A 26,440-nucleotide genomic window follows, 5' to 3' on the forward strand; every position below is an offset into this window, starting at 1 on the left:
TTACCTCGCAGCCTCGCTGAACGCGTAGGCAAACTCGCCGCCCTCGACACTCACCCGCACATAAGTGGCCGGAGTGCCCTGCAACAAGCGATTGAGGAATTCGGTACTGATTGCCGGCAGCATCGCGTTGGTGAGGATGGCGTCGATCATCCGCCCACCGCTTTCCAGCTCGGTGCAGCGGCTGGCAATCAGCTGCACGACCTCCTCGCTCCAGGTGAACGGGATGTTGTGGTTATCGGCGATGCGCTTCTGGATGCGCCCCAGTTGCAGGCCGATGATGCTGCCGAGCATGGCGTCGCTCAGCGGGTAATACGGGATCACCACCAGGCGCCCGAGCAAGGCCGGCGGGAACACTTCCAGCAGCGGTTCACGCAAGGCCTTGGCGATGACATCCGGCGAGGGCATGGTCTGCGGGTGACGGCACAGGCGGCTGATCAACGGCGTGCCGGCGTTGGTGGTCAGCAGGATCAAGGTGTTCTTGAAATCGATGATCCGTCCTTCGCCGTCTTCCATCCAGCCCTTGTCGAACACCTGGAAAAACAGCTCATGCACATCCGGGTGAGCCTTCTCCACTTCGTCCAGCAGCACCACGCTGTAAGGCTTGCGCCGCACCGCCTCGGTCAAGACGCCGCCCTCGCCGTACCCCACGTAACCCGGCGGCGCACCCTTGAGCGTGGAAACGGTATGCGCCTCCTGGTATTCGCTCATGTTGATGGTGATCACGTTCTGTTCGCCGCCATACAGCAACTCGGCCAAGGCCAGGGCGGTCTCGGTCTTGCCCACCCCGGACGTGCCCGCAAGCATGAACACGCCGACCGGTTTGCCCGGGTTGTCCAGGCCCGCGCGGGAGGTCTGGATGCGCCGCGCGATCATTTCCAGTGCATGGTCCTGGCCGATGATGCGCTGGCCCAGGCGCTCGGCCAGACGCAGTACGTTGTCGATTTCATTCTTGACCATGCGCCCCACCGGAATGCCGGTCCAGTCCTGCACCACCGAGGCCACCGCCTGCTCATCGACGCTGATCAGCACCAGCGGGTGTTCGCCCTGCTGCGCCGCCAGCTCGTCCTGCAACTGATGCAGTTCCGCCAGGCCCGCCTCGCGCTCGGTTGCGTCCGCAAGCTGGCGGCGCAGCCGTTGAATCTGCTCGACCAGCGCCAGCTCGTTGTCCCAGCGCCCTTCCACCTCGTCCAGGCACTCACGTTCGCTGGCGAGTTGGGCCTCGACCGAGGCGCGGCGGCTGGTTGTGTCCACGCCAATTGCGGTTTCACGCTCGATGATCTCCAGCTCGGTTTCCAGAGCCTCGATGCGCCGACGGCGGTCATCCACCTGCGCAGGGGTGGCGTGCAGGCTGATGGCGACGCGCGCGCAGGCGGTGTCAATCAGGCTGACGGCTTTGTCCGGCAACTGGCGCGCCGGGATGTAACGGTTGGACAGGCGCACCGCCGCCGCCAATGCCGAATCGAGGATGTGCACCTGATGGTGGTTCTGCATGGTCTGCGCGATGCCGCGCAGCATCAGCAACGCGCGGGCCTCGTCCGGTTCATCGACCTGCACGGTCTGGAAACGCCGGGTCAGCGCCGGGTCTTTTTCGATGTGTTTTTTGTACTCGGCAAAGGTCGTCGCGCCGATGGTGCGCAGCGTGCCACGCGCCAGCGCCGGCTTGAGCAGGTTGGCCGCATCGCCGGTGCCGGCAGCGCCGCCCGCGCCGACCAGGGTGTGGGTTTCGTCGATAAACAGCACCACCGGTTTGACGCTGGCCTGCACTTCATCGATCACCGAACGCAGGCGCTGTTCGAACTCGCCTTTCATGCTGGCCCCGGCTTGCAACAGGCCCACATCCAGGGCGAGCAGTTGCACGTCTTTGAGGCTCGGCGGCACATCGCCGCGAGCAATGCGCTGGGCAAACCCTTCAACCACGGCGGTTTTGCCGACGCCCGCCTCGCCCACCAGGATCGGGTTGTTCTGGCGCCGCCGCATCAATATGTCGATCACCTGGCGGATCTCTTCGTCGCGCCCGACGATGGGGTCCATCGTGTTGCCGCGCGCTTGTTCCGTGAGGTCGACAGTAAAGCGCTTCAAGGCTTCCTGCTTGGCGGGCGCGACTGCGCCGATGTCTTCGCCGGGCAACTGATAGCCATCGCTGGCGGTCATCTGCGCCTCGGGCGAGGCGTTGAGCAACGCGGCGAACCGTTCGCTCAAGTCATCGATGCCGACCTTGTTGAACTCGCGGGACACGCCGTACAAACCGTTGCGCAGGCTCGGGGTTTTCAGCAGTGCCAGCAGCAAGTGGCCGGAACGCACCTGGGATTCACCGAGCATCAAGGTGGCATAGACCCACGCGCGTTCGACGGCTTCTTCGACCTGCGACGACAAGTCGGTGACCGACGTTGACCCCCGTGGCAAGCGGTCAAGCGCCGCGGTCAGGTCACGGGCCAATACGGCAGGGTCGATGCCGTAGTGACGAACCAGGCGCAGCAGGTCCGAGTCGCTCAATTGCAGGATCTGCTGCAACCAGTGCACCAGCTCCACGTAGGGGTTGCCGCGCAGCTTGCAGAACACGGTACTGCTTTCGATCGCCCGGTAGCACAGGCTGTTGAGTTTGCCGAAAAGCGCGACGCGACTGATGTCAGCCATGGGCAGGTCCTTGAGAAGAGATGCGAGGGTTGATCAGCAACTGCCGATCATCGTGTTCGGGGGTTTGGCTGCTCAGCCAACTGGTCCAGCCCAAAGGCGCGGAACCGAGGCGCAGGCCGGGTACTTGGTCTTTCTTGACGATCAGGTTGACGTCCCAATCCATGGCCAGGCCGACGTATTGGCGCACCCAGTCCTGCACGCGTTGCAGGCTGTCGCCGCCGGGTAACAGGCGGCGGGTCTGGGCCAGGTCCAGAGGGCCGATCAGCAGGCGGAATTTGTGCTGGGTGTTCCAGACCTTTTTACCCATCACGGTGGTCTGGCCGAGTACGGCAGCGTCGGGGCCGCTGCGCAGTGCACACAGGCCATCGGCGGGCAGCGTCATCCAGTGGCCGACAAACTGCTCGACCTGCACCGGCACGCCGAGGTAGTCGCTGAGTAATGCCGCCAAGCCTTCGGCATTGCGCGTCTGCGGGCCCAGGCGCCCGGCAAAATGCAGCTTGGCCACGTCCGGCACGGCATTGCGGTTGAGCAGCGACGGCTGGCCGATGCCGATCAACGAACCGAGGTACTGGGCAAAGCGATCCGCCCCCGGCCGGTCCAGGCTGACCGCCGGCTGCGCGCTGGCCCAGGCGCGGTAAAACAGGCTGATCATGCGGTGATGGAACACATCGCAGAACGCGGCCAGCGTTGGGTCATTGAGGTTGCGCTGGCGGTCGCGAATGTACTCGGTCAGATGAATCGGCAGCGGGCCATTGGCGCCCATCAGGCCGAAAAAATTCAGCAGCAGTTTCGGCGTAACGCCAGGCTTGAGTGCCGCGATCATCGCAGGCTCGAACGCCAGCGACGGTTGCTGGCCGAACCGCACCGCCTCATCCGCCGGGCGCGCGGCCTGGCCGATCCGCGGCAATTGCGGGTGGGCGCACTCCAACTGGCGCAGCGCAGCATAGAAATCAAAACGCCCCGGATGCGCTTCAAGGGCACTGAGCAGGGTCAGAGGATCTCGCATCTGCCCACCCGCGCCGGCCACTGCATGATCACGCCACGCGCGGTGCTTTTGATGACGGTTTCGGTGAACGAATTGAGCGACACGTACTTGGCAAAAAACTGCTCCAGCACCGAGCCCAATACAAACACGCCGGCGCCTTCGAAGGCCGACTCGTCCAGGGTCACGCACACCTGCAACCCCCGGCCATACGTGATCGGCCCCGGCAATGGCAGGCGCCGCACGATGCTGTCGGCGGTGACTGAGCGCAGGCCTTCAATCTGTTTGTGCGCGGCCTCATCGTCAACGCGGCAATACAGGCGCAGCAGGTCGCGCAAAGCGGTGGCGCCCTGCTCCTTGTCCTGATCGAGCAGCGACAAATAGTTGAGGGACAAGTGGCTGACCAGCCGCCACGCCGTCTCGCCTTCGGCAAACGATGGCGCCGGGACCGTAGGCCCTGCCACGCAGCGCACCGACTGCACCGGCGCGCCGGATTCGACAGTGAAGTCGGTGCGGCCGCTGCCCACCGGCATGCTCAGCACCAGGTCGCGGTTGCTGCACAGGGTGTCGATGCCCAGTTGGCGCAGATCGCTGCGGTGCGGCGCCTCCTGGGCGTCGACCAGCGACAGGAACAGTTCGCTGCCGATGTAACTGGAGCGCGGCCCTTGCCGCCGCTGTTGCTCGGACAGTACGCGCGCGTCTCGGCGCAGCTGATAAAACGCGTTCGGTGGCGTACGGGCGTGCAAGTCGTTGGCGCGATAAAACGACTCGAAGGTCTGGCTGGCCTCGGCGCCGCTGCCATAGCCGGTGACGCTTTCGATCTGGTAAATCTCGTAATCCATCGGCCGCGTGCGGTCGGGAATCACGTGATATTCCGATTGCTGGTCCGACAGGTGCACCCGCTCGGTGCGCATCGGGAACAGGTTGATGGCCGGCGTGCAATACAGGCCGAAGTTGGCGGCGCTGAGGCTTTGTTCCAGCACCGGGTCGAGCTTCTTGAACAGCACGATCACGTCCAGTTGCTCGGCGGTGCAGCGACTCACACTGTTCGCCAGCCCCGCCACTTCGGCAAACATGAACCTCTGCGGCATGGCGAAGTATTCCTGCAGCAGTCGATAGCCCTGGAATGAACGCGGGCCGCTGGGCAGCAAGGCTTCGCCGTCGCTATAACCGACACTTCGAATCGCGCTTTTGGGCAGGAACTGGTGCCAGTCCACGTGCTCCTGCACTGGCATCACCAACACACCGGCGGCCTGCGCCAGCAGTTGTTCGAGGATGCGCGAGGGCATGGCTTCGCCGCCGCGAATGTGCAATGGCAGGCTGTCCAGGGCCAGGTCGCTGAAGGTCAGGCCGGCGCCGACGCGCAAGCGCAGACGCAGCGCCGCCTTGACGCCGCCCAGGCGTGACAGGTCGATGCCGGCTACGTGTGCGCCGCAGGCAAAGTAGCGTGCCTGGACCAACTCCACCGGCCACAGGGTTACGTCATGGGCCGTGCGAAACTCGCAAGCGGTCTGGTCGCCCTTGCCCAACTGGCTGTGCAACGCGGTATCGCGCGGCACCTTGAAACCTGCAGCCAGGCTGCCTTCGCTCATGTCCGGTTGCATCTGCACCACGGTCATCGACGGGGTGGGCGCCAGGTATTGCGGGTAAACCAGTTCCAGCAGGTGATTGGTGAAGCGTGGAAACTCGGCGTCGATCTTCAGCTGCACCCGCGCCGCAAGAAAACTGAAACCCTCCAGCAGCCGCTCCACATACGGGTCGGCACAGGCGTAGGTTTCCAGCCCCAGGCGACCGGCCACCTTGGGGTAGTCACGGGCGAATTCGCCGCCGACTTCGCGCAGGTGAGCCAATTCACGTTCGTAATAGCGCAGCAGTTTGGCGTTCACCGCACGTCCCTTGTCTCGATATCAAAGACCCTCGCCTCACCTGCTTCCAGGTCGAGTTCGGTCTTCAGGTACAGGCGCTCGGGCAACGGTTGGCCCCAGAGTTCGCCATGAATTTCAAAGGCCATCTGGTTGGGACTGGCCGTCACGCCCGAGGGCGCCACCGGCACCACGCGCACGCTGTCGCGTAAAATCCGCGGTTCGAAATCCCAGATCGCCTGGCGGATGCGCCGCCCCAGCGCTTCCCGGTCCAAACCGGCGGCGGTCTTGCCGGCAAGATCCGGCAGACCAAAATTGATCACTGACTGCACTGCCAGCGGGTGCGCGCTCAGGTCACGAAAACTGCCCAGGCTGGTGCTGTTGAGCAGCCATCCCAAGTCCCGCAACACCGCCTTGCGCAAGCCGCGCATGGACAGCACGCGCTTGTCGCGCGGCTCCACGGCGTGCTCGGTGTCGTCATCGCTCAGGCGATCGAGCAAGGACGGCTGCAAGCGTTCGCGACTGGTGAGTTCAGCCATGGTTCTCAATCTCCATTACCGCTGTGGTATGCAGGCTTGTCGTGGCGAGCGGGCGTGCCGCGCGTTGGGGCGCGAAGCGGCCCTGAAACCTGCCGCCGCGGGCATCCGGTAGAAGCACGGTGTGTGTGATGGGGCTGCTTCGCAGCCCAACGCGGGGCAAGCCCGCTCGCCACAGCAAGCCCGCGCACCACAGGAAACCCTCCATCCAACAATCCGGCTCGCCACAGAGGCCCGGCGTCAGATTTTCTGGTTCTTCTCCAGGTCCCACTTCTTCGGCGTGCCGGTGATCACGGTGTCGCCGGTGAAGGAGTCGTACTCGTAGCTGATGGTGGTGAAGTTGATCGAGAAGGTTTCGCTGGGGCGCTCGCCGTTGCTGCTGGCGGAGTAGGAGCTGATGATGGCTTCGCCGAGAATCAGCTTGAGGAACACCTGCTGTTTCTTGTCCGGGCCGCCGGTCTGGATGAAGTGGATTTCGGCATCGCCCAGGCTTTTACCGCACACCGCCTGCATGAACAGGTCGGCCGACGCAAGGTCGGTGGCCTTGGTCATGGAGATTTCCGAGAACGACGGGTTGCTGGTGTCACGGTCGGTGCCGCCGCCGCTGATGGAAATCGCGCGGCCCACGCCCATCTGGATCGCGTCGATGGTGATCCAGTCCTTGTGCGCGTCGACGGTGGAAGTGCCCTTGATTTGGGTGCCTTTGAAGTTAAGCAGGATCATGGTGGTTACCTTTCAGGTTGATCAGTTGGATTTGGTGGACGGCAGCTTGGAGACCAGGCGCAGGGACACGGTCAAGCCTTCGAGTTGGTAGTGCGGGCGCAGGAAAAACTTGGCGCCGTAGTAGCCGGGGTTGCCCTCGATTTCTTCCACCACCACTTCGGCGCCGGCCAGCGGTTTACGGGCTTTGTCGGCGTCGGTGGCGGTGGCCGGGTTGTGTTCGACGTAACGGCCGATCCAGTTGTTGAGCCACACCTGCATGTCGTCGCGCTCTTTGAACGAGCCGATCTTGTCGCGCACGATGCACTTCAAGTAGTGAGCGAAACGGCACGTGGCGAACAGGTACGGCAGGCGCGCGGCCAGGTTGGCGTTGGCGGTGGCGTCGGGGTCGTCGTACTCGGCAGGCTTGTGCATCGACTGCGCGCCGATGAACGCGGCGAGGTCGCTGTTTTTCTTGTGCACCAGCGGCATGAAGCCGTTTTTTGCCAGTTCCGCTTCGCGGCGGTCGCTGATGGCGATTTCAGTTGGGCAGGTCATGTCCACGCCGCCGTCGTCGGTTGGAAAGGTATGCACCGGCAGCCCCTCCACCACACCACCGGACTCGATGCCGCGAATCTGCGAGCACCAGCCGTAGTGTTTGAACGAGCGGTTGATGTTCACCGCCATTGCGTAAGCGGCGTTGGCCCAGGTGAAATCCTTGGCGCCGGCCGCGTCGGTGGTTTCTTCGAAATCGAACGCTTCGACCGGGTTGGTTTTGGCACCGTAGGGCGCGCGGGACAGAAAGCGCGGCATGGCCAGGCCGACGTAACGCGAGTCTTCACTGGCGCGAAAGCTGCGCCAGGCGGCGTGTTCCGGGGTCTGGAAGATCTTGGTCAGGTCACGCGGGTTGGCCAGTTCCTGCCACGACTCCATCAGCATCACGCTGGGGTCGGCAGCCGTGATCAGCGGGCAGTGAGCGGCGGCGCTGACGCGGGCCATCTGGGTCAGCAGTTCCACGTCCGGCGCACTGTTGTTGAAGTAGTAATCCGCGACAAAGGCGCCATACGGCTCGCCGCCGAACTGACCATATTCTTCTTCGTACAACTTCTTGAAGATCGGGCTCTGGTCCCAGGCCACACCCTTGAACTTGCGCAGGGTCTTGTGCACTTCGTTCTTGGAGATGTTCATCACCCGGATCTTCAGGGTTTCGTCAGTCTCGGTGTTGTTGACCAGGTAGTGCAGGCCACGCCAGGCGCTTTCCACGCCCTGAAATTCCTCGTGGTGCAGGATGTGATTGACCTGTTCGGTGAGCTTCTGGTCGAGGGCGGCGATCAAGCCCTCGATGGTGCCCAGCACGTCGTGGGGCATCAGTTGCGTGCCTTGCAGCGCTTGCTCGGCCAGGGTGCGCACGGCGGTTTCCACCGCTTCCTTGGCCTTGTCGGTTTTGGGCTTGAACTCTTTTTGCAGCAGGCTTGCGAAGTCGCCAGCGTCGAATTCCGTGGCCGGGGCAAGTTGCCCTGGCTGTTCGGATTGCGGGGTGGACATGACGGTATCCTCAAATTTTGGGCAAAGCGTCCCCGTACCGGGGCAAACGAGGCGCCGGCGCAGGCAACGGTTATTCAGTTATTCGGGCTGCTTGGGCGCACTGCTCAAGGCTTGCATCACACTCGGATCGCTGAGCAGCTTGGCGAGCAATTCCTCTGCGCCGACTTTGCCGTCCATGTAGGTCAGCAGGTTCGACAGCTGGCTGCGCGCGGTGAGCAACTGGTTCAGGCTCGGCACCTTGCTGGCGATGGCAGCCGGGGTGAAGTCGTCCATCGATTCAAACGTGATTTCCACCGGCAGGTTGCCTTCACCGGTCAGGGTGTTGGGCACCTGGAACGCCACACGCGGCTTCATGGACTTGAGACGATCGTCAAAATTGTCGATGTCGACTTCCAGGAACTTGCGCTCGGCCACCGGCGGCAACGGCTCGGCCGGCTTGCCGGAGAGGTCCGAAAACACCCCCATGACAAAGGGCAACTGCACGGTTTTTTCCGCACCGTAGATCTCCACGTCGTATTCGATCTGAACGCGCGGCGCACGGTTGCGGGCGATGAACTTCTGACTGCTTTCTTTGGCCACAGGAAAAGCTCCGGTGAGTGGGGTTGATACAAAAAGGCTCAGGTGTCGCTGTTGCGAATACCGCTGACCAGCGCCAGTTGCGCGAGACCATCAGGGGCGAGGTCTTGCAGCAATTCCATGAAATTCTTGTCGATGAGGTTCTTCGCCCGCTGCAGTAAAAACGGCACCGGGCTGGCGGGCTCGAAAGTCTGGAAATACGTGCACAGACGGTCGATGGTCTGGCGTGCGTCTTCGCGGCTGTTGATTTCTGCGCGCACTGCCTGCGGGGCGACGGCCACGGCGGCCACGGCGGCGGCTGTAACGCCAGCCGGCATCGCCTCGGCTGGCGCGGCACCTGGCAAGTGGCGGCGGATCACGTCACCGGCGCGGCGCAGGAGTGTGGCCAGGCCGCTGAGGTCGATGGCGCGGCCGACGCCGACCTTCTCCGTCAACAACTGTTCGATCTGCACGCTGAGTGCCAACGCCTGTGCCAGCGCGGTGTCAGTGGCGTTGAGTTCGACGGGGTCGGCTTCGGCAAACGCGCCTTCGATCATCGCCAGGCTGACGCTCTCGCCCTCCTCGCCGCTCGCCAGTTCAACCTGACGCAAGCTGACCGCGCCCACGCCACGGCCGCTGACCAGCGGCGCATCGAGCACGTCGCGCAACACACCGGCAGGCTCGCACAGGAACGCCAGAATATTGATGCGCAGCAACGGGTCGTTGTCGTCATCGGGGTCGAGCTGCGGGTGCAAGCCCTGCCAGCAGTTTTCCAGCAAGCCATGGATCAGCCCAAGGCCGGCAGCCAGGCCGGGAATGCCGTGCAGGTTGAGTTGAGCGCGGGTCAGCCAGATCGCCAGGCGCAGGTCGCGGCTGCGCTCCATCAATGGCAGCGCCAACAGCATCACCCGTTTCCAGCTTGGCTCGATGGCCTGGGTGATGGTGTCGCCATACTGCACCTCGGGTTTGCCGAGGGCTTCTTCTTCGAGCTCAAGGAACTGGGGGTCGTATTCGAAGTTCTGGCCACAGCCGTCGGCTTCGGCCAAAGGCTGGGCCAGTGCGGTGAAATCCAGTGGTTGAGCGCCGGTGGACAGGCCCATCGTACTTCCCTCGTTCAAGTTGTTCTGGGGATAGAACAAGCGAGGGAAATGATTTATTCCGCAGCGTGGGAAAAATTCTTAGTGAGCGCTCTGTTCATTGATGCGCCGGCGGTGAGATTCCGCGTACGCCGCCTGGCGTGCCAACAGCAACGGGTCGTCCGACGGCCCGATACCCGTTGGCAATTGGAGGGGGTTGAAGTCCACATCGCGGCAGGCGCCCTCCACCTGGGACTGCTGGCTGTCGATGACCAGCACGCCGGCGTCGATCTGGCGGCGCCCTTCGGGCCAGCGCACGGTGGCGTCGGTGGTCACATCGCCGGGGTCGGCCAGGGTAATCATCAGGTGCCAGCGTACGGGGCCTTGCTCCAGTTGCGTGGCGAAGCCGAAGGCGAGGAAATCCGGGTCGCTGGACTCAGCGGCTGTCATTGGTTTGTAAGGCGTCTCTGGCACCATGCTCCAGCGCACGAAGTGCACCTGGCCCTGGGCGCTCGTCATGCGGAAGGCATTGACGCTGTAATAGGCGGTGTTGTCGAACCCGGATGAGCCAGGATGGGCCGCAAGCCACGTCTCGAACGGACGCATTTCTGGGTGAGCGCTTTTGAAGGCCTGCATCTTTTTCGGATCGGGCCCGGTGCTGCCGTATTCAGGGATCGAGGCGCGCAACTGCTCGTACAGACCCTCGGGCGTATTCACGGGGAACACCGGCACGGAATTCATCGCCATGTACCAGGTCTCACCGTCGTCCCCGGCCAGGCGCAGCGCCATGCTGCGGATCATGCCGTGCACGTCGGCTTGCGCCGGGTCGCCGCCGGCTGCCGACAACCGGCCGATCAGCGGCACCTTGCCAGGTTGTAACAAGGAAGCGCGTGAGATCTCTAGAGCATTACCGGTGCTTTCAAAATGGCCGCTGATGCATTGGCCCTTGGCATGGTTACGACGAAAGCCCTGATGGGCACCACCGGCAACAGCTTCCATCTCATCGACGATTTTCGCGGCCGTGGGTGACGGGGAATGGAAAGAAGGCAACAGCCAGGCGCCGAGGCCTGCAAATACTACGGCAGCGAGGGCAAGACGCAGGCGATGGCTATTTTTCAGCAGAGATGGTTTTTTCATCAAGCTATCTGGGATCACGACATTGAGGACCAATGCCCGACCCCAGCATGGTCATTTCTGGATGGAGGCGATCCACATCGGTGCAGGCACGTCAGCAAACAGCGGGGCGGCACTTCGGTCGGCGACAAGTCGAGCAATGGCGTTAAGGTCTACACCTTGTTCGGGCTCGCCAATCAGCGCGTAGCCCAGTTCAGACTGGCGCCAGGTTACTACGTTCATCTGCGCAACGCTTTGCTGAGCGATGGACTGGTCCGGCTTGGGCTCTTTCATCACACACAACGCAACCGGCGCGCCATTGGCCGGCAGGTACACGAGCTGAATCAACGCCTTGTTGTTGAAGCGCAGGCGCTGCACACGCTTGAAGGTCAGGCCCGCGGAACTCAGGTCAGGAACGCGCAGGGCCAGGCCGTCGATATCGCGGATATCGGCCAGGGTCTTGGTCACCACATCCGTCGGCTGGGCGCCGTAGGCAACGGTTTCGCGGGTATAGAGATGCTGGTAGGCCGCAGCTTGTTGCACCCACGGCGACGTCTGGGCAACCGTCGGTGCAGCCGCGTCAATGCCAGGCTTGAGCGCGCCGTTGAACGCACCAACCTGAAGCACCAGCGCATAGCACGCTGCACCAGCAACGAACGTCAACGCCGGCCAGGCAAATTTAGGTTGGAGGAACGCGAACAGACGAGAAAAACCGCGGTCTGTCTTCTCGGCAGCGGGATGCGCAGCGGTGGTTTTAGCCTCCCCGGCCGCCGAATGCTGAGCTGCCAGCGCGGCAATACTGAGCTTGAGGCTCTCCGGAACAGGCGGCACATTCTGGTGGGCAAACGCTTCCTCGTAAGGCAGGCAGGAAGCCATCAACCGAGAGACTCGCTGAGCCAGGTCCGGCGAAGCTTCTATGAGCCGCTCAAGCTCCTGGTTCTGTTGCGACGAAAGCTCGCCGTCAACATAAGCCATTAGCAAGGCATCATCCGCTACCATGGGGTTATCTCTCCGTTGTCCTGATCAATTTCTGCTGTGTGATTCTCGACCTTGTGGGTCGAAGCGGCGAGTCAGCGGGTAGCAACAAGCCATCATATTGACATCAACTTTGCCGTTGCAACAGGTCAAAAAAACTTTAGAGCAATCGGCAAATACTCTGTGACACGTACAAATACTTTAAGAGAACACCCTGGAATTGAAAATATTCCCAGGGCCGAATAAATCTTATATGTTTCACCATGTGTCGGGGTAGTTTTCCTGACACGATTGTCAGAATTATTGGCCTAGTACCTGCATAAGCTGTCAATAACCTTTCAATGCCTGTCGAATTGACACATTTTGTTTACGGCTTGATACAATTCACCATCACCCCAAGGACCCTCAGCACCGCAAAAAGGACGCCGCGACACAGGCATCCGCTACGGTATCGACCTCGTAGCCTGACCTCAGCATTTTAGGCATCAAGAAATAAAAAGAGGAAATATGTCGATCACCGGTGCTGACTTACCCGCACTGCTTCCAGAACTGCTGCCGCGCCTTTGGGCGTTCGCGCTGCGCATTTCCGGTGACAAGCACGATGCCGAAGACCTGGTTCAGCTCGCCTGTGTCCGCGCGCTGGAACGCTCTCATCAGTTGCAGCCCGATACGTCGGTGCTGAGCTGGATGTTTTCGATTGTCCATTCCACCTGGATCAACGAGCTGCGCTCGCGCAAGGTGCGCAGCCGTTCGCGCATGGACTGGAACGATGAATTCCTGGAAACCGTCAGCGACCCGGAGGCGCCCAATCCGGAATCCGACCTGATGCACCGGCAGATTATCGAAGCGGTCCACAAGCTTCCCGAAGGCCAGCGCGAAGTCATGCTGCTGGTGGGTGTGGAGCGCTTCAGCTACAAGGAAGCCGCCGAGATGCTCGACCTGCCGATCGGCACCATCATGAGCCGGTTGTCGCGTGCGCGTCAGGCGATCGGCGCGCTTTTTGATTCGCCAAAAAGCAAACCTTTGCGCGCTCGGCCAGAAAACTCGTCGGCGTCCTGAAACCGCTCTAAACCGGCATCCTGACGGGACTACCCGACGGACTACGCCGCCCCGCCGCCCTCACCGCGAAACGCACTGGGGCTTACCCCCGTCCAGCGTTTGAAGGCTCGCCGAAAACTGCGCACATCGCTGTAGCCGACCGCCTCGGTGATACGTTCGATAGACAGCCCCGGATTCCCCAGCAACCCCATCGTACGCGCGCGTCGCACTTGCTCAAGCAAGGCCTCGAAGGTCAGCCCGTGTTCGGTCAGGCGCCTGCGCAGGGTGCGGCCACTCATGTTCAGGTCACTGGCGACCTTCTCCAATTGGCTGGCGTGCAAGTCCCGCGAAATTGCGCGCTCCACGGCCTGGATCAGGTCCATCTTCTGGTGCAGTTGGGCGCTTTCCAGCTCGAGTAACGCCAGGGCCTGGCGCAACGCCAACGGATGGTGATTGGGCAAGCGCACGTCCAGCCAATGAGGCGCCAACACCATTCGGTTGTGCAGGCAGCCAAAACGCACATCGGCCCCGAACAGGCGTTGATATTGAGCAGCATAAGGGGGCGCAGCGTGCACGAACTCCACCCGTTGCGGCATGAAATCAGCGCCGACCAAGGCGCGGCCGTAGACCATCAGGCTGGCAAAGAACTCCTCGGCAGCAAACACCTGCACTGGCGCAAACGGCAGCAGGCATTCGACCTCGACGCACACTTCATCAGCGCTTTCATGGGTACGGGTGGTGGCGATGCCACCGGAGGTGTGCTGATGCCGCTCGCCAATGGCAAAGGCATCGCGCAGGGTCTTGCACAGGGAAATCACATGGCCGAGCAAGCCGAGGGTGCCCAGCACATTCTGATGGCCCACCCACAAACCCAAGCCCTGATCGGGTAACACCTTGAGTGCACGCTGGATCATCGCCGCGGCCTGACGGTAGGAAATGCGTTGGGCGGGGTCATCCAGGTCGGCCAGGGCAAACCCCAGTCCACGGCAGAGGTCTTCGGCATTCGCGCCCCTCTGCGTCACCACCTGCCCGAGGGTTTGCAACAGGAACGGCGACACCTGCGCCAGTTCGAACTGCGGGTCAACGGCTTTCCTTTGCATGGCTCACGGGTTCCTGACTGAGTACTTCAGTTCTTGTTTTAGAAACATCCTGTTAATCATAGGCGCTTGCAAGTGCCGCTGCATCCTGAGTGAAACCTGTCCGGCAAAGTCCCCCTATCTGGCCGCCAAAACCCTGCCCTGCCGGGCGTTGAGGGCTTATTTCTAATGGCCAGCCGTGCCCTAACAATAATAATGAGGCCAGACATGAACCCCACCCGTGCGCTTCACCCGCTGCAAGTCGCGCTGTTGAGCCTGCTCAGCCTGCCGGCGCTGGCCACCGAAGGCGGCGTCGATAATATCGGTCCGGGCACCGATGGTTTTTACATCCTGCCGCTGGACGTGAACAACCTGCCGGACCACATGTTCGCGTTCAACCTGTATTACAACCACTACGAGGCCCGCACACTGGACATTAGTTCGCTGGGTGGAAAAGTGTCCGAGGTGCGCATCAAGTCGGACGCCATTATTCCGCGCCTGGATTACCTGAGCCCGGTGCGCGTGTTCGGCGGGCGCCTGGGCGGCTACATTGCCCAACCGTACCTCAAGCAACAGGTGTCACTGTTCGGTATGTCGGACACGCGCGAAAGCATGGGTGACACCACCCTGGCGCCGATCATCCTGTGGGACATGGGCAAGCACCTGACCCTGGCTGCCGCACTGGAAATCACCCTGCCCACCGGCGAATACGACGCCGCGCGCCTGGCCAATACCAGCAACAACTTCTACACCTACAAGCCGCTGGTATCGGCGACCTGGCTGCCCAACCCGCGCACGGAGCTGTCGATCAAGACGACCTACAGTTTCAACGAAGAGAACCACGACACGGATTACCGCTCCGGGCAGATTTTTCACTTCGATTATTCGGCCAGCTACAAGGTCACCGACAACCTGAGCCTTGGGGTCAACGGCTATTACCTCAAGCAGACCACCGACGATAAGCAGTACGGGCGCACCGTGGTGAATATCTTCGGCGAAGATGTGAATGACGGCGTACGTGGGCAGGTGTTTGCCATAGGTCCGGCGGTGTATTTCACCTTCCTCCAATACGCCAGCGCAGAGCTGCGCTGGGCCAAGGAGTTTGATGTGAAAAACCGGCCGGAAGGCGACATGCTGTGGGCCAAGCTGACGATTCCGTTTGCCTTGTGAGGCATTCGGGTCGTTGGGCAAATCCGCTTTTTGAGCAGGGGGCACCTAAGATCACTCACCCAGCCGCGGCGGCCTGAGCCTCCAATCGTGGCCCGAGACGCCCCGTGCCCCCTGCCATGGAGCGTGCCCTAACGAGGCTGCAACAGCAGCGCCACCAACGCACTCCAGCCAGTTTGATGCGAGGCGCCCAGACCGCGCCCGGTCTCCCCGTGAAAATACTCATGGAACAGCACCAGGTCGCGACTGGTCGGGTCCGCTTCCAGCTGCGCATACCCCGCCATCGACGGACGCAGCCCGTCCTCATCCCTCAGGAACAATCGCGTCAGACGCTGACTGAGGCTGTCTGCAACTTCTTCAAGGGACGCCAGATAACCACTCCCGGTCGGGTACTCCACCGAGAAGTTATCCGCGTAGTAGCGATGAAACTCGCGCAACGACTCGATCAGCATGTAGTTCACCGGCATCCACAAGGGCCCGCGCCAGTTCGAATTGCCGCCGTACAACCGTGAGTCCGACTCGCCCGGCTGGTAACGTGCGCACAAGGTGTCGCCATTCATCTTCAGCGCCAGTGGCTCTTGGGCAAATGCCTTGGACAAGGACCGCACACCAAAGCCCGACAGAAACTCCTGGTCATCCAGCATGCGGCGCAACAAATCCTTGGTCCGTTCGCCACGCAACAGCGCCAGCAACAGGCGATTGCCCTGCCCCGGCTCGTTCCAGCGCGATACCAACTTGGCCAAGTCCGGCCGGTGATGCATGAACCCCAGCAGCCGCTCACGCAAGCCTTCCAGGCCTTCATGTTCGCGCTGCTCCAGCACCAGCACGGCAAACAATGGCATCAGGCCGACGATGGAACGCAAGCGCACCGGCTCGTTCTGGCCGTCGGGGCGGTGCAGCACATCGTAGAAGAACAGGTCCTGCTCATCCCACAGTCCTTCGGCGCTGTCGTCGACGCGGTTGATAGCGCCGGCGATGTACAGGAAGTGCTCGAAAAACTTCACCGCAATATCGACGTACACGACATTGCGCTTTGCCAGCTCCAGCCCGATCCGCATCAGGTCCAGCGCGTAGGCCGCGACCCACGCCGTGCCGTCGGCCTGATCCAGCTGGTAACCCGGCGGCAAGGTCGCCGAGCGGTCGAACAAGGCAATATTGTCCAGGCCCAGGAACCCGCCCTGGAACAGGTTGCGGCCCTCGGCGTCCTTGCGATTGACCCACCAGGAAAAATTCAGCAGCAGCTTGTGGAAAATCCGCTCCAGAAAATCCATGTCGCCGACACCCGTCAACGCCTTGTCCTGCTGATACACCCGCCAACTGGCCCAGGCATGCACCGGCGGGTTGGCATCGTCAAAACGCCATTCATACGCCGGCAGTTGGCCGTTGGGGTGCATGAAGCGGTCCTTCACCAACAGCAACAATTGCTGCTTGGCATAACCGGGATCAATCAGCGCAATCGCCACCGCCTGAAAGCCCTGGTCCCAGGAGGCGTACCACGGGTATTCCCAGGTGTCGGGCATGGAGAGGATGTCGAAGTTGGACAGGTGCCGCCAATGGGTATTACGGATGTGCAGGCGCTCGGGCGGTGGCGCCGGCTGGGCAGGGTCGCCGTCGAGCCACTGGTTCACGTCGAAATAGTAGAGCTGTTTGGACCACAGTAAACCCGCCAGGGCCTGGCGCTGCACATTGCGCGCATCCTCCTCGCTGATGCCGTGTTGCAAGGCCGCGTAGAACTGATCGGCCTCCTCGCGGCGCTGTTCGAACAGCTTGCGCGCGTTGATCTGCGGCGCATCGGTGGGCGCAAACCGCAGGTACAGGCTTTTACTTTCAAGGCCCGCCAGTTCGAGGATGAAACGCGCGGCGACCTTGGTGCCCGCATCGCGGCGAATCGCCGACTGCACGCCATCGACCACGTAATCGTTGATGCCATCCTTGAACGGCCCGGGTGCCGGTTGCCCGTCCAGGCGCTGATAGTTGCTCTCGTTTTCACAGAACAACCACTCCGCCCCGTCCTGGCCCCAGGCGCTGAGGTGGCGATCGGAAAGTTCATGATGACGGGCCAGCACCTGTTCGCCGTCCAGGCGCAACTGCGGCTTGGGCGCATCCAGGGTCCAGCTCCAGTCATTGCGCGCCCACACCTGGGGCAACACCTGCAGGCGCGTCGGCTGGTCCGAGCGGTTATGCACGGTGACGCGCATGAAAATATCGTCGGGCTGATGCTTGGCGTATTCGACGCTGACATCGCAGTAGCGGTTGTCTTCGAACACGCCCGTGTCGAGGATTTCGTACTCGGCATCCGCAAGCCCACGGCGCGCGTTTTCGGTGGTCAGGTCGGCGTAGGGAAAGGCCGCATGCGGGTATTTGTAGAGCATGCGCATGTAGGCATGACTGGGTACGCCGTCGACGAAAAAGTACAGTTCCTTGACGTCTTCACCGTGGTTGCCCTCGGCGTTATTCAAGCCGAACAACCGCTCCTTGAGGATCGTGTCGCGCTCGTTCCACAGCGCCAGGCCCAGGCACCAGCGTTGCGCCTTGTCGCTGAAACCGGCCAGGCCATCTTCGCCCCAGCGATAGGCACGGCTGCGCGCGTGGTCATGCGGGAAGTAGGCCCAGGCATCGCCGTCTGCGCTGTAGTCTTCGCGCACCGTGCCCCATTGGCGTTCACTCAAGTACGGGCCCCACTCGCGCCAACGCTCGGCCTCTGGCGTCGCCAGGCGTTGGCCTTCAATCGTTTCAAGGATGTTGGTTACGGGTGTGGCCGTCATTGGGTCCTCCATCACTGACACAGTGACGGGCAGTGTAGAACCCATCCCCGCTCGGATGCACATGAAGTCTCATCCACCCCGGCAAAAAAAAGAGGCCGCTGATCAGGCGGCCTCGGTTTTTTCAACGCGGTAAACGTGCGAGCGTGCTTAGAAGATCGCGTAGGTGTAGTTGAAGATCAGGCGGGTTTGATCCTGATCCGCGGTGCCGGTGTTGTGACCGTGATAAGTACCGGTCCGGAAGGTAGTGCCGAAGCCTTTGAGCGGGCCTGCCTGCACGACGTAATCCAGGCGGAAGTCGGTTTCATTTTCTTTCTGGTCAGGGCCGCCGGCGACTTTGGACTTGATGTCCGTACCGTCCAGGTAAGCCACCGAAGCTTTCAGGCCGGGTACGTAGGCCTTGAAGTCATACGAATACTGACCAAAGTTGACTTGCTCGCCCGCACGAGAGAACTGGCCAACCACGGCGTCGGTGAACAGGTAGAAGTCGCTGCCGCCCGCGCCTTGTTGCTGTGGGTCGGCGAGGCTGCCCTGGTTGACCCAGACGAAGCCGCCGTCGTCGCTCACGCCGATGTGGCCGAGCATCAGGCTGCTGCCGCCCAGTTGGTAGGTGAACGCGGCGCTGTAGGTTTTGTTGTCCACCTCGCCAGCATGCTTGGCGTAGCCACCGTTGTTGTTGAACGCGTAGCCGCTTTCGCCATTCTTGCCGTCGCTGGTGCTGTCGAAGTAGCGCAGGTCAGTCTTGAACGATTGGTCATTGCCCAACGGCAACACGTGGACCAGGCCGAAATAGTTCTGTTTGTAGAAGTCCTGCAGGTTGGCGTAGTAGTACTGCAGCGTCAGGTTTTTCGCGATGGCGTTGTCGGACGAGCCGAACGGTTTGTAGTCCACACCACCGAACTTGAAGCTGTCGCTGTCGCGCGTACCGCCAGCCACACTCAGGCCCGTGGAGTTACTGGACGCACGGCCTTCGGCCTTGTTCAGCTCACCGCCGGTGAAGGTCACGTTCGGAATGTCGCTGGAGGTGAGGATGCCGCCGTCAAAGGTCTGTGGCGCAACACGGCTGTCGTTGGAGACCAGAATAGGCAGCACCGGGGCCAAACCACCGCCGACGTGCAACTCGGTCTGGGAAATACGGAATTTCACGTTGCCGGCGGCGCGACCGAAACTGTCGGCCGGTTCGGTGCCGTTGTTCTTGGTCGGGAAGAAGCTGTTGCCGTTCCCTGCCAGCCCTGGGCCTGCGGCGTGGCCGTCGCCACCATCAAGACGCAAGGCGCCGAACGCCATGACGTCGAAACCGACGCCAAGGGTGCCTTGGGTGTAGCCGGATTTGTAGTCAAAGCGCAGCAATGTCGCAGCTTCGCGCAGATCGTTGCTGGTCCCCGAGCGGTTGTCTGCGCTGTAGTACATGGTCCGCGAACTGATGGCGGCGTGGCTGTCTTCAAGAAAGCCACTGTGACCTGTGCCGGTGCCCAGAGAACCGAGCCCGAAGTCATCAGCGCAGGCGTGTTGCGCGAGCAATGCAGCGGTGATGGATAACGCCAGTGTAGAAATTTTCATGTGTGACGGCCCCTAAACATTTTTTTATGTGCGTTGTGTGCAAAACGGCGTTTTCATCCCTACAAACGTGACGATTGTTTCATGAGGACCGGGGCGCACCTCGTGAAGAATTTGTTAGAAAAGTGCCGGTGAAAATGAAATTTCGCCGCCAGCGTTTTTTGTCATATTCACGTCATCTCATTCATTTGCAGAATGAAGTCCAGAGGATTCTTCGTTTGCAACACTGGCTCCAGCTCAACAAAATCCAGCGATAGGCCAAGTTCACGCCCCTAGCCATCAGGAATTTTTCTATGCCAACCACCGCACATGTCAGCCCCGACGACATCCGTAAAGGCTTTTCCAAAGCCATGTCCGACATGTACCGAGATGAAGTTCCGCTGTACGGGGCGCTGATGGCGCTGGTGGCCGAGACCAATACCCGGGTGTTGGCCAGTGATTCTGGGCTTTCCCGGCAGTTGCAGCGCACGGGCGAAATCGAGCGTCTGGACATGGAACGTCACGGCGCCATTCGCCTGGGCACAGCCATGGAACTGGCAACCATCCGCCGCCTCTTTGCCGTGATGGGCATGCAACCGGTGGGCTACTACGACCTGACGCCCGCTGGCGTGCCGGTGCATTCCACGGCCTTTCGCGCCGTGCATGAACGCTCACTGCAAGCCAGCCCGTTCCGTGTATTTACCTCACTGCTGCGCTTGGAACTGATTGAAAACCCTGAGCTGCGCGCCTTTGCCGAAAACGCCCTGGCCCAACGCAACATCTTCACCCCTGGCGCCTTGGCGTTGATTGAGCAAGCGGAACGCGACGGCGGCCTCAACGCCGACGACGCCGAGGCATTTATTCGCCAAGCCCTGGAAACCTTTCGCTGGCACCACACCGCCACCGTCACCGGCGCGCAATACCAGCAACTGAGCGACCAGCATCGCCTGATCGCCGACGTGGTCGCGTTCAAGGGCCCGCACATTAATCACCTGACCCCGCGCACCCTCGACATCGACCAGGTGCAGGCCGCCATGCCCGGCAAAGGCATCACCCCCAAGGCCGTGATCGAAGGGCCGCCGCGTCGCCACTGCCCGATCCTGCTACGCCAGACCAGCTTCAAGGCGCTGGACGAGCCGATCGCCTTCACCGACGCGAAGGGCAGCCACAGCGCGCGCTTCGGCGAAATCGAACAACGCGGCGTCGCGCTGACGCCCAAAGGCCGCGCCCTGTACGACCAGCTGCTGAACGCTGCGCGCGACGAACTGGGCGCCTTCCCGAACGAGGCCAACGCCGCGCGTTACGTGCAGTTGATGGAGCAGCACTTCAAGGCATTCCCCGATAACCACACCCAGATGCGCGAGCAAGGGTTGGCGTACTTTCGCTATTTCGTGACCGAGCAAGGCCTGGCGGCGCGCGGCCAAGCCAATCAACCGGACACACTCCAGGCGCGCATTGCTGCCGGCCATGTGGACGTGGAACCGCTGGTGTATGAGGATTTTCTGCCGGTGAGTGCGGCGGGGATCTTTCAGTCCAATCTTGGGGATGCGGCGCAGAGTCACTATGCGGCGAATTCGAACCAGGCCGAATTCGAGAAAGCACTGGGCTGCCGAACGATTGATGAGCTGAAGCTGTACAGCGAGACGCAACAGCGCTCGATGGATGAATGCATCCAGTCGCTGCAGGCATGAAATGAGAGTGCCCACCCGGCTCACCAGCGCAATCCTTGCGCCGCAACAGTCCCCAGAGCCGGGTGGGCGGTGCGCATGATAGACAGTGAAAAGCGCTCTGTCCCTCAGACAATTCTGAACAAATATGTCCGCGCCCTGTAGGAGCGCGGACTGCAACTACACCAACTGCTGCACAATCTTGTCTTTGACCAAAAGGCGCTTCTTCTTCAGTTTTTCCAGTTCTTCGTCAGCCCCGCCTGATGACTCGAAAGCCAGCACCTCCTTGTCGGCGGCGTCGTATTGCTCGAGCAGCGTGTTCAAACGGTCATCGCCCCTCCTGCGTTCGTGAACGACTTCCTTGGTCAAACCCAGATCCTGATACAGGTCGTGTTTCACTGGCATGGAGTACCTCCGCAAGTTGATCAATGGCCTACGCGTTTGAAGCTAGCCCATTGCGGGGGGTCTTGTCATGTCCTGGGTCATTACATCCCCGTTCGTCGTAATGCGGGCGATGCGATCAAACCTTTGCCACGCCCTGCCCTCCACTGTAGATCGCCACCCGAGGGAGAACGGTTTCATGAATCACGCTGCCACTGCTGTCGACACCCAATGCATCAACACGATTCGCACCCTGGCCATGGATGCCGTGCAGAAGGCCAACTCCGGCCACCCCGGCACGCCGATGGGCCTGGCGCCAGTGGGCTACACGTTGTGGAGCCGCTTCCTGCGTTATCACCCGCAGCATCCCGACTGGCCTAACCGCGACCGTTTTGTGTTGTCAGTGGGGCACGCGTCGATGCTGCTGTATTCGCTGCTGCACCTGGCCGGTGTGGTGGAGATCGATGCTCAAGGCAAGCGCTCCGGCCAGCCGGCAATCAGCCTGGACGATATCAAGCAGTTCCGGCAGATGAGCTCCAAGACCCCGGGCCATCCCGAGTACCGCATGACCACCGGCGTTGAAACCACCACCGGCCCACTTGGCCAGGGTTGCGCCAACAGTGTCGGCATGGCCATGGCCGAGCGTTGGCTGGGCCAGCGTTTCAACCGCGATGGCACCGTGCTGTTCGATTACAGCGTCTACACGCTGTGCGGCGACGGCGACATGATGGAAGGCATCAGCAGCGAAGCGGCCTCGATTGCCGGGCACCTGAAGCTGGACAACCTGTGCTGGATCTACGACAACAACACCATCAGCATCGAGGGCCATACCGAACTGGCGTTCAGTGAAGATGTGATCAAGCGCTTCCAGGCCTACGGCTGGCACACCCTGCACGTCACCGATGCCAACGACTTGCAAGCCTTGAGCAGCGCCCTGGAAACGTTCAAGGCCAACACCGGCGCACCGACCCTCATTGTGGTCGACAGCGTGATCGGCTACGGCTCGCCACACAAACACAACACCGCCGCCGCCCATGGCGAACCGCTGGGTGCCGATGAGATCCGGCTGACCAAGGCGGCCTACGGCTGGCCCGAGGATTCCAGCTTCCTGGTGCCCGACGAGGTCCGCACCGTGCTGCGCGATGCGCTGCTTGAACGCAGCCAGCCGCAGTATGAAGAATGGACCCGCCACTTGTCGCAGCTGGAGCAGTACGAACCGGAACTGGCGGATGAACTGCGCCGCATGCGCGCGGGCGAAATGCCCGAGCACTGGCAGGATGAACTGCCCAGCTTCGACACCGACGCCAAGGGCGTCGCCAGCCGTGCAGCCGGTGGCGAGGTATTGAATGCCTTTGCCCAACAGATTCCGTGGCTGCTTGGCGGCTCTGCAGACTTGTCGCCCTCGACCAAGACCAACCTGACCTTTGATGGCGCCGGGCGTTTCAGTGCCGATGATTACAGCGGGCGCAACCTGCACTTCGGCATCCGTGAGCACGCCATGGGCGCGATTGCCAACGGCATGGCGCTGTCGTACCTGCGCCCCTACACCTCGACCTTCCTGGTGTTCAGCGACTACATGAAACCGCCGATCCGCCTGGCGGCGATCATGGAATTGCCGGTGGTGTTTGTGTTTACCCACGACTCCATTGGCGTTGGCGAAGATGGGCCGACGCACCAGCCCATCGAGCACCTGACACAATTGCGCGCAACGCCAGGGCTGCTGACCCTGCGACCCGGCGACGCCAATGAAACCCTGGAACTGTGGAAGGTCGCGCTGGCGCAGACCCATCGGCCAAGTTGCGTGGTGCTGTCGCGTCAAGCGCTGCCCACCCTGGATCGTACGAAATACGCACCGGCGTCCGGTGCGGCCAAGGGCGCTTATGTCCTGGCGGGCGCGGACAACCCTGAAGTCCTGCTGTTGGCGACGGGCAGTGAAGTCAGCCTGGCGGTTGCGGCTTATGAGCAGTTGAAAAGCGAAGGCATTGCCGCGCAAGTGGTGTCGATGCCCAGCTGGGAACTGTTTGAAGAACAGGACCAGGCGTACCGCGACAGCGTGTTGCCACCGGCGGTGAAAGCCCGGGTCGTCGTGGAACAAGCCGGCCCGCTGGGGTGGGACCGTTACGTCGGGCAGACCGGCGCGAAAGTGGTGATGAGCACCTTTGGCGCCTCGGCGCCGTTGGCCAAGTTGCAGGAAAAGTTTGGGTTTACCACAGAGAATGTGGTGAAGCTGGCGAAGGAACAGCTGGCTAAATCCTGATAAAAAAATGCGCAAGCGGGCTGGCCCGCTTGCGCATTTCGACCTGATGGGCAGTTAAGTCAGTTCTCGTACCAGAAACGGCGCAGTGCGGCTGACCTTGCTTTTGGCCACCTTCTGCGGCGTGCCACTGGCTACCACCTTCCCGCCCTGCGTGCCGGCCCCCGGCCCGATATCAATCACCCAGTCACTCTGCGCCACGACGCGCATCTCGTGCTCTACCACCACCACCGTGTGCCCCGCCTCGACCAGATGATTCAGCTGGCTGAGCAAGCGGTCCACATCACGTGGGTGTAACCCGGTGGTGGGTTCGTCCAAGACATACAGCGTGGCGCCTCGCGCATTGCGTTGCAGCTCGGTCGCCAGCTTGATGCGCTGCGCCTCACCGCCGGACAGCTCGGTGGCCGGCTGGCCCAACCGCAAATACCCCAGGCCAATATCGCGCAACACCTGCAACGAGCGCAGCACCCCAGGCTGCTCGGCAAACACCTCCACCGCCTGCTCCACCGTCAGCCCCAGCACTTGAGCAATGCTCAATCCCTGCCATTTGATCGCCAGGGTCTCAGGGTTGTAACGCGCACCGTGACAAGTCGGGCACGGCGCATACACGCTCGGCATGAACAGCAACTCGACACTCACAAACCCCTCTCCCTCGCAATTGGGGCAGCGGCCCTTGGCGACGTTGAAGGAGAACTGCCCGGCGTCATAGTGGCGCTTCTTCGCCGCCGGTGTGGCGGCGAACAGTTTGCGCACGTTGTCGAACAGCCCGGTGTAGGTCGCAAGGTTGGAGCGTGGCGTTCGGCCGATGGGTTTCTGGTCTACCTGCACCAGGCGCCGGATCGACTCCAGGCCCGCACTGATACGCCCGCCGCTGGTTTGCGGGGTGTCGTCTTCCAGGCTGGGTTCTTCGTCGGTTTCCACCACACGGCCCAACCCCGCGCCCACCAGTTCCAGCAGCGCCTGGCTGACCAGGCTGGATTTGCCCGAGCCCGAGATACCCGTCACCGCCGTAAAGCACCCCAATGGGAAGTCCACGCTCAGGTCATTGAGGTTGTTGCGCGTCACGCCTTCGAGCTTCAACCAACCGGTGGGCTCACGGCGCGACTGGCTCGGCGGGCGCCGCTCGGCGAACAGATATTCCCGCGTCTGCGACGCCTCGATATCCGCCAGGCCCGCGGGCGGGCCGCTGTACAGCACTTGCCCGCCGTGCTCGCCGGCAGCCGGCCCCACGTCGATCAGCCAGTCGGCGCGGCGCATGGTTTCCAGGTCATGCTCAACCACAAACAGCGAATTGCCTGCGGCTTTCAAGCGCTCCAGCGCGGTGAACAACGCTTCGCCATCCGCCGGGTGCAGACCCGCCGATGGTTCATCCAGCACATAGATCACCCCGAACAACTGCGAGCCCAATTGCGTGGCCAGGCGCAGGCGCTGCAGCTCGCCGGATGACAACGTCGGCGTACTGCGCTCCAGGGACAGGTAACCCAGGCCCAGCTCGATCAGGGTGCTCACGCGCTCAAGCAAATCTTCGGCGATGCGCTGGGCGGCCAGGCGTTTTTCCACCGACAGTTTCATCTTGTCCTGCCCCGCCGCGACCGGCCGCAGCAACTCCGCCAACTGCGACAGCGACAGTTGCGACAACTCACCGATATCCACCCCGGCGAATTTCACCGACAGCGCCGCCCGGGTCAGGCGTTTGCCCTCGCACAACGGGCAGGCGCTGCCCTGCATAAACTGCGAGACGCGCTTTTTCATCAGCGCACTCTGGGTGTGGGTGAAGGTGTGCAGGATATAGCGCCGCGCGCCGCTGAAGGTGCCCTGGTAACTGGGTTCGAGCTTGCCCTTCAAGGCCGCGCGGGTCTGTTCGGGCGTGAAGCCTGCGTACACCGGCACGGTCGGGGTTTCTTCGGTGAACAGGATCCAGTCGCGCTGTTTTTTCGGCAGGTCGCGCCAGGGAATGTCCACGTCATAGCCGAGCGTCACAAGGATGTCGCGCAGGTTCTGCCCTTGCCACGCCAACGGCCACGACGCCACCGCACGCTGGCGAATGGTCAACGACGGATCGGGCACCATCAGCGCCTCGGTCACCTCATACACCCGGCCCAGGCCATGGCACTGCGGGCACGCGCCCTGGGGCAGGTTCGGCGAAAAGTCCTCGGCGTACAGCATGGCCTGGCCCGGCGGATAACTGCCGGCCCGCGAGTACAACATGCGGATCAGGCTCGACAAAGTCGTGACGCTGCCCACCGAAGAGCGCGCACTCGGCGTGCCGCGCTGCTGCTGCAGGGCCACAGCCGGAGGCAGACCTTCGATGGAATCCACATCCGGCACGCCGACCTGATCGATCAGGCGCCGTGCGTAAGGCGCTACCGATTCGAAATAACGACGCTGGGCTTCGGCGTACACCGTGGAAAACGCCAGGGATGATTTGCCGGAGCCCGAGACGCCGGTGAACACCACCAGGGCGTCCCGCGGAATGTCGACATCGACGTTTCGCAGGTTATGTTCGCGAGCGCCGCGCACTCGCACAAAGCCAGGGTGCTGGCCGGTGACTGGAGGGATGTTGCGCTGTGAAGTCATGAAAG

At 62.0% G+C, this 26,440-nt stretch carries 19 protein-coding genes; 4 read left to right on the forward strand and 15 right to left on the reverse strand.

Annotation, left to right across the window (positions count from 1 at the left end):
* The 10 genes from tssH to C4J83_RS18535 all read right to left on the reverse strand — a co-directional run bounded on the left by tssH (window position 1) and on the right by C4J83_RS18535 (window position 11,878).
* Window positions 1–2,634 carry a type VI secretion system ATPase TssH gene (tssH, locus tag C4J83_RS18490; protein WP_124417863.1) on the reverse strand — a complete coding sequence of 878 codons (2,634 nt, stop codon included), beginning with the start codon at window positions 2,632–2,634 and terminating at the stop codon, window positions 1–3.
* A complete protein-coding gene (gene tssG, locus C4J83_RS18495) occupies window positions 2,627–3,640 on the reverse strand; it encodes a type VI secretion system baseplate subunit TssG (protein WP_218911083.1) in 1,014 nt (337 codons plus the stop codon). Before tssG ends, tssH begins: the two co-directional genes overlap by 8 nt.
* Complete coding sequence (gene tssF, locus C4J83_RS18500; protein ID WP_124417865.1) at window positions 3,625–5,502, reverse strand: type VI secretion system baseplate subunit TssF; 1,878 nt, start codon at window positions 5,500–5,502, stop codon at window positions 3,625–3,627. Before tssF ends, tssG begins: the two co-directional genes overlap by 16 nt.
* A complete protein-coding gene (gene tssE / locus C4J83_RS18505) occupies window positions 5,499–6,017 on the reverse strand; it encodes a type VI secretion system baseplate subunit TssE (RefSeq protein WP_119736306.1) in 519 nt (172 codons plus the stop codon). The genes tssF and tssE overlap by 4 nt, the downstream gene beginning before the upstream one ends.
* A gap of 237 nt (window positions 6,018–6,254) precedes the next feature.
* Window positions 6,255–6,737, reverse strand: coding sequence for an Hcp family type VI secretion system effector (locus C4J83_RS18510; RefSeq protein ID WP_078743332.1), 483 nt, complete (start codon window positions 6,735–6,737; stop codon window positions 6,255–6,257).
* A gap of 21 nt (window positions 6,738–6,758) precedes the next feature.
* On the reverse strand, window positions 6,759–8,258 hold the full coding sequence (gene tssC / locus C4J83_RS18515) for a type VI secretion system contractile sheath large subunit (protein WP_106579887.1): 1,500 nt from the start codon (window positions 8,256–8,258) through the stop codon (window positions 6,759–6,761).
* 78 nt (window positions 8,259–8,336) lie between these two features.
* Complete coding sequence (gene tssB, locus C4J83_RS18520; RefSeq protein WP_106579888.1) at window positions 8,337–8,837, reverse strand: type VI secretion system contractile sheath small subunit; 501 nt, start codon at window positions 8,835–8,837, stop codon at window positions 8,337–8,339.
* A gap of 38 nt (window positions 8,838–8,875) precedes the next feature.
* A complete protein-coding gene (gene tssA, locus C4J83_RS18525) occupies window positions 8,876–9,913 on the reverse strand; it encodes a type VI secretion system protein TssA (protein WP_124417866.1) in 1,038 nt (345 codons plus the stop codon).
* A gap of 78 nt (window positions 9,914–9,991) precedes the next feature.
* Entirely contained in the window at window positions 9,992–11,026 is a 1,035-nt protein-coding gene (locus tag C4J83_RS18530) for a catalase family peroxidase (RefSeq protein WP_177416156.1), read from the reverse strand.
* A 51-nt stretch (window positions 11,027–11,077) separates the two neighbouring features.
* Window positions 11,078–11,878: an anti-sigma factor gene (locus C4J83_RS18535; RefSeq protein ID WP_177416157.1), complete on the reverse strand. Its 801-nt coding sequence runs from the start codon at window positions 11,876–11,878 to the stop codon at window positions 11,078–11,080.
* Between the two features lie 606 nt (window positions 11,879–12,484).
* On the opposite strand from C4J83_RS18535, the gene C4J83_RS18540 reads away from it, so the two are divergent.
* Entirely contained in the window at window positions 12,485–13,036 is a 552-nt protein-coding gene (locus tag C4J83_RS18540) for an RNA polymerase sigma factor (RefSeq protein ID WP_106579891.1), read from the forward strand.
* A 41-nt stretch (window positions 13,037–13,077) separates the two neighbouring features.
* On the opposite strand, the gene C4J83_RS18545 is transcribed toward C4J83_RS18540, so the two are convergent.
* Window positions 13,078–14,115: an AraC family transcriptional regulator gene (locus C4J83_RS18545; protein ID WP_124417868.1), complete on the reverse strand. Its 1,038-nt coding sequence runs from the start codon at window positions 14,113–14,115 to the stop codon at window positions 13,078–13,080.
* A 204-nt stretch (window positions 14,116–14,319) separates the two neighbouring features.
* On the opposite strand from C4J83_RS18545, the gene C4J83_RS18550 reads away from it, so the two are divergent.
* On the forward strand, window positions 14,320–15,261 hold the full coding sequence (locus C4J83_RS18550) for a SphA family protein (protein ID WP_124417869.1): 942 nt from the start codon (window positions 14,320–14,322) through the stop codon (window positions 15,259–15,261).
* Between the two features lie 128 nt (window positions 15,262–15,389).
* On the opposite strand, the gene C4J83_RS18555 is transcribed toward C4J83_RS18550, so the two are convergent.
* Window positions 15,390–18,023: an MGH1-like glycoside hydrolase domain-containing protein gene (locus C4J83_RS18555; RefSeq protein ID WP_124417870.1), complete on the reverse strand. Its 2,634-nt coding sequence runs from the start codon at window positions 18,021–18,023 to the stop codon at window positions 15,390–15,392.
* 147 nt (window positions 18,024–18,170) lie between these two features.
* Window positions 18,171–19,580 carry an OprD family outer membrane porin gene (locus C4J83_RS18560; RefSeq protein WP_106579895.1) on the reverse strand — a complete coding sequence of 470 codons (1,410 nt, stop codon included), beginning with the start codon at window positions 19,578–19,580 and terminating at the stop codon, window positions 18,171–18,173.
* A 290-nt stretch (window positions 19,581–19,870) separates the two neighbouring features.
* Between C4J83_RS18560 and hglS the strand changes: the two genes are divergently transcribed.
* Entirely contained in the window at window positions 19,871–21,247 is a 1,377-nt protein-coding gene (hglS, locus tag C4J83_RS18565; protein WP_124417871.1) for a 2-oxoadipate dioxygenase/decarboxylase HglS, read from the forward strand.
* A gap of 156 nt (window positions 21,248–21,403) precedes the next feature.
* Here hglS and C4J83_RS18570 read toward each other — a convergent pair whose 3' ends face one another.
* Window positions 21,404–21,628, reverse strand: a complete 225-nt coding sequence (locus C4J83_RS18570; protein WP_106579897.1) for a DUF465 domain-containing protein — start codon at window positions 21,626–21,628, stop codon at window positions 21,404–21,406.
* A gap of 175 nt (window positions 21,629–21,803) precedes the next feature.
* Between C4J83_RS18570 and tkt the strand changes: the two genes are divergently transcribed.
* The gene (gene tkt / locus C4J83_RS18575; RefSeq protein WP_124417872.1) at window positions 21,804–23,861 is read left to right on the forward strand and encodes a transketolase; all 2,058 of its coding nucleotides are present in this window, start codon (window positions 21,804–21,806) and stop codon (window positions 23,859–23,861) included.
* 54 nt (window positions 23,862–23,915) lie between these two features.
* Here tkt and uvrA read toward each other — a convergent pair whose 3' ends face one another.
* Window positions 23,916–26,435 carry an excinuclease ABC subunit UvrA gene (gene uvrA, locus C4J83_RS18580; protein WP_124417873.1) on the reverse strand — a complete coding sequence of 840 codons (2,520 nt, stop codon included), beginning with the start codon at window positions 26,433–26,435 and terminating at the stop codon, window positions 23,916–23,918.
* Window positions 26,436–26,440 lie beyond the last annotated feature (5 nt).

It is taken from the genome of Pseudomonas sp. LBUM920 (assembly GCF_003852315.1).
In the GTDB taxonomy this organism is placed as follows: domain Bacteria; phylum Pseudomonadota; class Gammaproteobacteria; order Pseudomonadales; family Pseudomonadaceae; genus Aquipseudomonas.